This is a genomic window from Candidatus Zixiibacteriota bacterium (assembly GCA_040753495.1).
In the GTDB taxonomy this organism is placed as follows: Bacteria; Zixibacteria; MSB-5A5; order GN15; family PGXB01; genus DYGG01.
The window spans coordinates 1-8,967 of sequence record JBFMEF010000219.1; the positions used below are offsets into that span (position 1 = coordinate 1).

Consider the following 8,967-nt stretch of genomic DNA (forward strand, 5'->3'; position numbering starts at 1 on the left):
GTGCAGATACGGAAAGCCATATCGCTCGAATCGACTTCGTGATAGGAGCCATCCAGCAGGACAAATTTAACATCAATCATCGGGAATCCGGCGACCAGCCCCTCATTGACGGTCTGCAGAAATCCTTTCTCGACAGCCGGAATGTACTCGCGGGGGATATTACCGCCTTTGACCCGGTCCACAAATTCGATGCCTTTCCCCTGGTTGGGACCAAGCAAAAACTCGATATGGGCATACTGCCCTTTGCCGCCGGTCTGCTTTTTGTACTTATACACATGCTCCGCCTCGCGCGTCACCGTCTCCCGGAACGCCACCGCCGGTTCGCCGACAATGACGCCGACTTTGTGGTCGTTTTTGATGCGGTCAACGATAATTTCCAGATGCAGTTCCCCCATGCCGGAGATGACGGTTTCTTCGGTTTCGTCATCGAAGCGGACTTTGAAAGAGGGGTCTTCCAGTGCAATTTTGCTTAGAGCGGCGCCGAGTTTATCGCGGTCTTTGATACTCTCCGGCTCGATACGCATATCGAGAACCGTTTCCGGCGTATGAATCTTCTCCAGAAGTATCGGCTGCTCTTCATCGCAGAGGGTATCGCCGGTGGTGGTATATTTCATCCCGACCAGGGCGCCGATATCGCCGGCTTTCAGTTCGCCGACATCCTGACGGTCGTTGGCGTGAATCCGCAATATTCGCCCGATACGTTCCCGCTCCCCCTTGGAGGAATTATAGACATAACTTCCCGCTTTCAGTTCTCCCGAATAGACCCGGACAAAAGTCTGCTGCCCGACATACGGGTCGGTGATGATTTTGAAGGCGAGCGCCGACGAGGGGGATTTGGTCAGAGGATGGCGGGAAATGGTGGTATCGCCATTCTTGATATCGAGTCCGGAGACAATCCCGCGGTCAACCGGCGAGGGAAGGTAATCGACCACGGCGTCAAGTAGAAGTTCAATCCCCTTATTCTTGAATGCCGCGCCGCAGAAGACCGGTGTTATCAGTATTCCCATCACGGCATGCCGCGCCACATGTTTGATAGTCTCGTTGCTGATTTCCTGCCCATTGAGATATTTCTCCATCAGGTCGTCGTCAAATTCCGCCAGCTGGGCAATCATATTGTCACGATACTGCGCCGCCTTTTCTTTAAGAGCAGCCGGAATTTCGCTGACTTTGGCGTCGGCGCCGTTATGAATGTACGCTTTCATCGCAATCAGGTCGATGACCCCTTCGAACTTTTCTTCGCTTCCAATCGGCAACTGGAAGGGCACGGCATTGGCGCCAAGCATTTCATTCATCATCGTTACCGTATGGTCGAAATCTGCCCCCTGCCGGTCCATCTTGTTGATAAAAGCAATCCGCGGCACTTTGTACCGGTCGGCCTGGTGCCAGACAGTTTCGCTCTGCGGCTCGACACCGCCCACGGCGCAGAAGAGCATGACGATGCCATCGAGCACCCGCAGGGAGCGCTCCACCTCCAGGGTGAAATCGATATGGCCGGGAGTGTCGATGATATTTATCTGATGGTCATGCCATTCGGTGGTGATGGCGGCCGAGGAGATAGTAATTCCCCGCTCCTGCTCCTGTTTCATGAAATCCATGACCGCCTGGCCATCATGCACTTCGCCCATCTTATGGGTGACGCCGGTAAAGAACAAAATGCGCTCGGTGGTGGTGGTTTTGCCGGCATCGATATGGGCAACAATCCCGATATTTCTGATTTTCTTTGTGCTCGACTGCTCCAACGTAAACTCCTCTCAAACAATACTCAACGCGGCGCCCCAAATAAGCAACCGCTTTTCTAATGAGAAATCCTGTCTTTACTGCGGGAAACCGGCAGAATAAAAGGGCAAGAAATCCCCAACAATACGCCAAGATAACGAATTTTTTGGGAAATGGTTCCAAAAAATTAGAGGTGACCCCAATTACCTGAAAAGAGACTTCCGGTATCTACAAACAGCGGCGGTGGGGTACTCGTAACTTGTTCACTTATATAAAGAAAGGACAAAAAGATGGATAAGAAAACGATTCTGGTGACGGGGGCTACCGGATGGCAGGGAGGGAGTGTGGCGAGGTTCCTGCTAAAGGATGGAAAGTTTCATCTGCGGGCGTTGACCCGCAAGCCGGACTCCGAAACCGCTCGGGAATTAAGCAAACTGGGGGTTGAAATATTCAAAGGAGACCTCTCTGACATCAACATGATTCGCCCGGCGGTAAAAGACTGCTACGGCGTTTTCGGCGTCACCAATTTCTGGGAGCATTTCGATAAAGAGTACGAGCACGGAATGAACTTGATGAGAGCGGTAAAGGAAGCCGGCGTGAAACATTATGTATTCAGTTCGCTGCCGCATCCGAAATCGTTCGGATATAATAACCCGGTGCCGCATTTTGAAATCAAAGCGCAAGTGGAGGAGGCGATTAGAAAAGAAGGAATACCGGCTACGTTTATTCATGTCGCCTTCTATTATGAGAATTTTCTGTTTTTTGTGATGCCGCAGAAAAACGGCGACAGCACCTTCTCTTATGGATTTCCGCAGGGGGATACGCTCTTAGCGGGGGCATCGGCCGGCGATGTCGGCGGAGTGGTGACCCAGATTTTCGACCGACCGGAAGAATTTATAGGCCGAACGGTAGGGGTAGTCGGCGACGACCTGAAAGCGGCCGATTATATCGAAATAATGAGCCGTCATGTCGGAAAGAAGATTGTCTTCAATCATATCCCCAGAGAGGTCTTTGCCAAGTTCGATTTTCCCGGGGCGGAGGATGTCGCCAATATGTTCGACTTGAACCGTCTTCATATTCCCAATCGCCAGAAAGATATTGAAGAGAGCCGCCGCCTCTATCCCGGGATGAAGAGGTTTGAAACCTGGGTGATGGAAAATAAAGGGAAATTGGAGAAGGTCTTCAGCGGCTGAGTATCACAAGGTCGATTTGAACGAAGGGGCGGCCCTTGCGGTCGCCCGAAAAATATATGCCGGGCGCAGCGCCTTAAGGAAGGATTTCAACTTAGGCGACTTCTCAAGCGCTTTCGGCCGGGATTGCTTCCGGGATATCAGCCGTCGCCGCTTTTTTCTCGGTCGAGAGATAGGTATAAAGGGCGGGAATAACAAAAAGAGTCAGCCCCAGCGAAAAGAGCAATCCACCTATGATGACAATTCCCATCGGCACCCGGCTTTTGGCGGCGGCGCCCAGCGCCAGCGCAATCGGGAGAACGCCGAAGGCAGTGGCAAGGCTGGTCATAAGAATTGGTCGAAACCGCTGGGCGGCGGCATCAATAACGGCATCTTTAATCGATAATCCCTGAGATTTTCGCTGATTGGCAAATTCGACAATCAGAATTCCATTTTTTGTAACAATTCCGACCAGGGCGATAATGCCGATCTGACTGAAAATGTTAAAAGTCTGCCCGAACAACCAGAGGGAGAGCACCGCTCCGGCAAGGGCTAACGGTACCGTGAACATAATTATCAGCGGGTCTCGGAAGCTTTCAAACTGAGCCGAAAGAATCAGATAGACCAGTATCAGCGCCAGGACAAAGGCAAAAAGAAGGGTATTGGAGCTTTCGGCATATTCCTTGGAAACCCCGGCCAGGCTGGTCGCAAAGGTTTCATCGAGAACGTCTGCGGCAATCCGATTCATCTCATCAATGCCCTCTCCCAGAGTAAAACCTTTCGCCGGAGAGGCCATTACCGTAGCGGAGACATAGCGATTATAGCGATAGAGTTGCGGCGGGCTGCTTCGATACGACAGCGTGACGACATTATCCAGCTGAATCAGTTCGTTGCGGTTGTTGCGGACATAGATAGAACTCAGGTCGAGCGGCTCATCCCGGTTGGGACGGTCAGCCTGAGCGATTACTGAATATTGTTTGCTGTTCATCACAAAGAAACCGTATCGCTGTCCGCTGAAATACAATTGCAAGGTTTCCGCGATATCGCGCACTGTAATCCCCAGGGCGCGCGCCCGGTCGCGGTCAATTTCGATAGTCAGTTCCGGTTTATTGAATTTGAGATTGAGGTCAACCACCTGAAAGACCGGGCTTGATTGCGCTTTCTCCATGAAGACCGGAATGACGTCCTTCAGCTTTTCAAGGGTCGGCGCCTGTATCACGAATTGCACCGGCAGGCCGGAGCCGCGCCCGCCGCCGATAGTCTGCTCCTGGGTGACATAGGCGCGGGCGAAAGTCATCTGGCGCACTTCTGCGCCCAGTATATCGGCCAACTCCTGCTGACTTCGGTCGCGCCGGTCCGGTGGAACCAGGTTGACCCGGACAAAGCCGCTATTGACCGCAGCGCTCGCCCCAAAACCGGGGGCGGTCACTGATACGATGTATTCTTTCTCCGGAAGCGTATCGACCAGAGAGATTAAGCGGCCTATATAATCGTACATTGCCTCGTAGGAGGTTCCTTCAGGCGCGGTGGCACTGATAACCAGGCGGCTACGGTCTTCGAGGGGCGCCAATTCTGATGGAATCATCGCGCCCAGACCGAAAATGATAGCCAGAGCCAGAGCCATTACAATCGGCGCCAGCCAGCGCCGCTCGATAAACGCCCCCAGTGACCGTCGATACCAACCGCTCAAGCGGTTAAACTGACGTTCGCTCCAGTCATAAAATCTATTTTCATGCTCATGTCGGCGCAGAGTGCGCGCGCTCATCATCGGCGTCAGCGTCAGCGAAACAAAAGCCGAAATCAGCACGGAACCGGCGACAATGATGCCGAATTCGCGAAAGAGTCGTCCGGTCAAACCCTGCAGGAAAATGATGGGGAGGAAGACCGACGCCAGAGTTATGGTGGTTGAAATGATGGCAAAGAAAATCTCCCTGGAGCCTTTGTGTCCCGCTTCCAGCGGAGGCATCCCCCGCTCGATTTTGCTGTAGATATTCTCGAGCACCACAATGGCGTCATCGACCACGATTCCGGTTGAAAGGACAATCCCCAGCAGTGTCAGGATATTTATCGAGAAGTTTGCAATATACATTATGAAAAATGCCCCAATCAGCGAAATCGGAATCGCCAGCATCGGGATGACGGTGGTCCGCCAGTGCCGCAAAAAAGCCCAGATGACCAGAAGCACCAGGAGAAAAGCGATTATGATGGTCTCGACCACCTCTGTTATCGACTTGCGGATATTGGTGGTGGTATCCATCGCCATGCCGAGAATGATATCCGAGGGCAATTCTTTCTTAATCTGGTCGCGACGGAGGTAGAACTCATCGGCAATGGCGATATGGTTCGAGCCGGGCTGGGGGGTGAGCGCCACCGCCACCATCGGGATGCCGCCGTTACCGCGGAGTATAGTCCGCTCATTTTCCGGCGCCAGCACCGCCTGGCCGATATCTTTCAGCCGCACCACCGAGCCGGCGGTCTCCTTGATTATCAGCTCATTGAATTCATTGGCGGTGGTGAGCCGTCCAAAAGTCCGTATCGACAACTCGGTATTGTATCCTTCGATTCGTCCCGACGGCAGCTCCACGTTTTCCCGATTGAGAGCACTCCTGACATCGAGCGGTGTCAGTCCATGCGCGGCAAGTTTGACCGGGTCGATGAGAAGTTTCATGGCATACTTCTTCTCGCCCCAGATTCGTATTTCGCTTACCCCCGGAATAGTCTGCAGCCTCTCTTTGAAAACATCATTGGCTATCGCCGATAGTTCCAGGAGAGTCCGGCGGTCGCTCTGGATAGTCATGGAAATGATGGGACTGGAATCGGCATCCGATTTCGAGACGATTGGCGGGTCAATATCGGGCGGAAGGCTTCGCAGCGCCCGCGAAACCCGGTCGCGGACATCGTTGGCGGCCGTTTCCATATCGACCCCCAGCTCAAACTCAACAATAATGGTACTCCTGCCGTCGCTGCTGACCGAGGTCAGGGAGCGGATACCGGCAACGCCATTAATGGATTCCTCCAACGGCTCGGTAATCTGCGATTCGATCACATCGGCGTTGGCGCCCGTGTAATTGGTGGTCACCGTCACTACCGGCGGGTCGACGCTGGGATATTCCCGCACGCCCAGGAAGAGAAAACTAATCACTCCGAAGAGAACGATGAGTATCGAGAGCACTATCGAAAGAACGGGGCGATTGATGGACAGAGACGATAGGGTCATAAGACAGGAATTTTCAGTTGCTTTGTAAGTTGCTTATTTGAACCGCTTTGCCGTCACCCAACTGCAGCAGGCCGGTGGTAATCAGGGTATCATTGGCGGCAATGCCACTGGTAATCTGAACGCCGGTTTCGGTGCGAATTCCGGTTTTCACCGCCACGGCGCGGGCGGCGCCATTCTGACAGAGATAAATCTTCTCCCCGCCCAGTTCCGGAATCACCGCCCCGGCCGGAACCACCAAGGCGTCTGGAATCTCGGAAAGAGTCAGCTCGACTTTGGCAAAGGAACCGGGAATCAATGTCTCCCGCCGATTGGGAATTTTCGCCCGGGCTTTGATTGTCCGCGTTCCCGGGTCAACTTTCGATTCGACGGCGTAAACAACCCCCTTATATTCCTCTTGCATATCGCCAATTTTGACGGTCACATTGGTTCCATCGGTTATTTCACGAGCATACTTTTCCGGCACGGAGAACTCCACTTTCATCGGGTCGATATCCTGAACCGTTGCGACCGGCATATTGGTGGTGACATATCCCCCTTCGCTTATATATCGAAGCCCCACGATGCCGTCAAAGGGGGCGAGAATTTCTGTCTTGGCTATCTGCGATTCGATGACTTCCCGCTCCGCCTGTTTCAGTTTCAATGTCGTCAGCGATTTGTCGTACTCTTCCTGGCTTATCAAGGCCCGCTCGAAAAGATTGCGCCTGCGCCGTTCCTCGTCGGCGGCAAGTTTTTCCTCCAACAGCTTTCCCTTATGGTGCGCTTTCAAATCGGCATCATTTATCTTGAGCAGGAGTTGCCCCTTCTTGATATGACTTCCCTCCTCAAAATGAACACCGACCACCCGTCCCGATATCTCGGGTCGGATTTCTACCTCTTCATTGGCGATGAGGGTGCCGGTTGTGTAGATTTTGTTCAGAAGCCGCTGCGGTTTGACTACCAGGGCATCAACCGTGATTTTATCGGCGCCGCGACGCGTCCCGGGAGTCGCTTTATTCTGGCTGCAACCTGCCAGTAATATGAGCGCCACCATCAAGAATAACAGATATGAGAAGTGCCGTTCTAATTTCATTTTCATATTCCTTTAACTATCGAATAGATGACATGTTCCGTCTATTTTAACTCTTTCTGGCGGCGGCACTCCAGATCAATCTTCAACCGCTTTTTTCGTCATTAAAAAATCTTGATTTCCCTGGTTTTGGCGCGAGTTTCCGGCGAATACCAGATTTCAACGAATTTCTGAATGGAATCTTCCTCTCGACGGCTCCATTCTTCGACTATGGGATACCGTAGAAGTCCTTTGAGGGCGGCGTAATTCGGCCCGTAATAGCGGCCCATCTCTTCCGCTTTCCTTTGCGCCGCTGCGGCCAGTTCCGGTTCCGGGACAAGATAATCGACCAGCCCCAGATTCTGCGCTTCCTGCGGAGTGAACATCTTGCCGCTCAGGAGCAGTTCCGCCGCATTCTTGTTTCCCACGGCGTAGCGAAGCATCTCGACTGCCCCGGCAAAAAGCGCCGCCCCGAAGGTGACTTCGTTGAGCGCCATCTTGCCGTTACTTTCTGTCATAATCCGGTAATCAGCCATTAATGCCAGGATACAGCCGCCGGCGACAGCATGCCCGTTAATAGCGGCGACAAGCGGCTTGGGAAACAGAAAAATTTCGCGGTACATCCGGCAAAAGGCACGCAAAAACTGGGTGAAATCCTGTGGGGAATAGTCATACAGCAAGGGGACATCGAATCCGAAAGAGAAAAACTTCCCCTGCCCGGTGATTATAGCGCTTCGGATATCCGGTTCCCTGGAAAGTCTGGAGAATAACTCCGAGAATTCATCGATTACCTCGCGGTCAATCGCATTCACTTTCCCCCGCGCCAAGGTTACGACGGCTAATTTTTCAGACTTTTCATAATATAGATATTTCATAACAACTTCTCCGGACGACAAAGAGTATGCCACTGACCTGAATGGGAAATCTTCAATGTAATATAATATATCTGTCAAGCGAGGAAAGAGAGGATTTTGGAATTCATGGCGCTTTCAGTAACGCCTTTTGAGCCAGAACAAACACTTATGCCTTCAATACTGAAGGGGAATCTGTGACGTCACCTTCTGTTCCTCACCGGTAAACATCGGTGCTGAGATATTTTAATCCGGAATCTACCATCAGGGTGACGACATTGACATCCGGTCCCAGCCTTTCGCCGATACGCATGGCAGCGACAATATTGGCTCCCGATGACGTTCCCGCAAAGAGCCCCTCTTCACGAGTCAAACGTCGCGCCATTGCCTTGGCGTCATCAGTTCTCACCGGAACAATTTCATCGACCAGGTTTGGTTCCCAGAGTGGCGGGGTATATCCAATCCCGACCCCTTCAATTTTGTGCGGTCCCGGTTCGCCACCCGAAAGCACGGCCGACTCGGCCGGTTCCACCGCTACAATCTTTATCCTAGGATTGTGACGTTTCAATACGGTCGCCACTCCCCTTATTGATGCCGCCGTTCCTACCGACTGAATAAAGGCGTCAACTTTGCCATCGGTCTGGCTCCAGATTTCCTCCGCCAACCGATAATAGCCGGTGATGCTGTCAAGATTGCGCAACTGGTCGGTCCAGTAGGTTCGCGGTTGACGGCTTATCTGGCGGGCAACCTCTATCATATCCAGTATCAGCTTCTTGGTGGTCAGACCTCCCTCACTTGGAACCATAGTGAGCTCCGCCCCCAGTGCCGCCATATGCCGCAGTTTATCGTGACTGAAGGCATCGGAGGTGACGATATGAAGGCGATATCCCCGGGCGACCGCGGCGAGCGCGAGCGAAATGCCGGTGCTTCCGCCGGTGTATTCGACGATAGTGTATCCCGGTTTCAGTC

At 52.8% G+C, this 8,967-nt stretch carries 6 protein-coding genes; 1 reads left to right on the forward strand and 5 read right to left on the reverse strand.

Annotated elements, in window-relative coordinates:
- The coding region (fusA, locus tag AB1690_13925; protein MEW6016405.1) for an elongation factor G at window positions 1-1,739 on the reverse strand (1,739 nt) is incomplete at its 3' end.
- Between the two features lie 267 nt (window positions 1,740-2,006).
- Here fusA and AB1690_13930 point away from each other — a divergent pair.
- Window positions 2,007-2,909 (forward strand): NmrA/HSCARG family protein, encoded by a 903-nt coding sequence (locus AB1690_13930; protein MEW6016406.1) that lies wholly within the window; start codon window positions 2,007-2,009, stop codon window positions 2,907-2,909.
- Window positions 2,910-3,012: 103 nt separating this feature from the next.
- Here AB1690_13930 and AB1690_13935 read toward each other — a convergent pair whose 3' ends face one another.
- The 4 genes from AB1690_13935 to AB1690_13950 form a co-directional block, all read right to left on the reverse strand.
- Window positions 3,013-6,102, reverse strand: a complete 3,090-nt coding sequence (locus AB1690_13935; protein ID MEW6016407.1) for an efflux RND transporter permease subunit — start codon at window positions 6,100-6,102, stop codon at window positions 3,013-3,015.
- A 13-nt stretch (window positions 6,103-6,115) separates the two neighbouring features.
- Window positions 6,116-7,171 carry an efflux RND transporter periplasmic adaptor subunit gene (locus AB1690_13940; GenBank protein ID MEW6016408.1) on the reverse strand — a complete coding sequence of 352 codons (1,056 nt, stop codon included), beginning with the start codon at window positions 7,169-7,171 and terminating at the stop codon, window positions 6,116-6,118.
- A gap of 101 nt (window positions 7,172-7,272) precedes the next feature.
- A complete protein-coding gene (locus AB1690_13945) occupies window positions 7,273-8,022 on the reverse strand; it encodes an enoyl-CoA hydratase/isomerase family protein (protein ID MEW6016409.1) in 750 nt (249 codons plus the stop codon).
- 193 nt (window positions 8,023-8,215) lie between these two features.
- On the reverse strand, window positions 8,216-8,967 hold a 752-nt coding region (locus AB1690_13950; protein ID MEW6016410.1), incomplete at its 5' end, for a cysteine synthase family protein.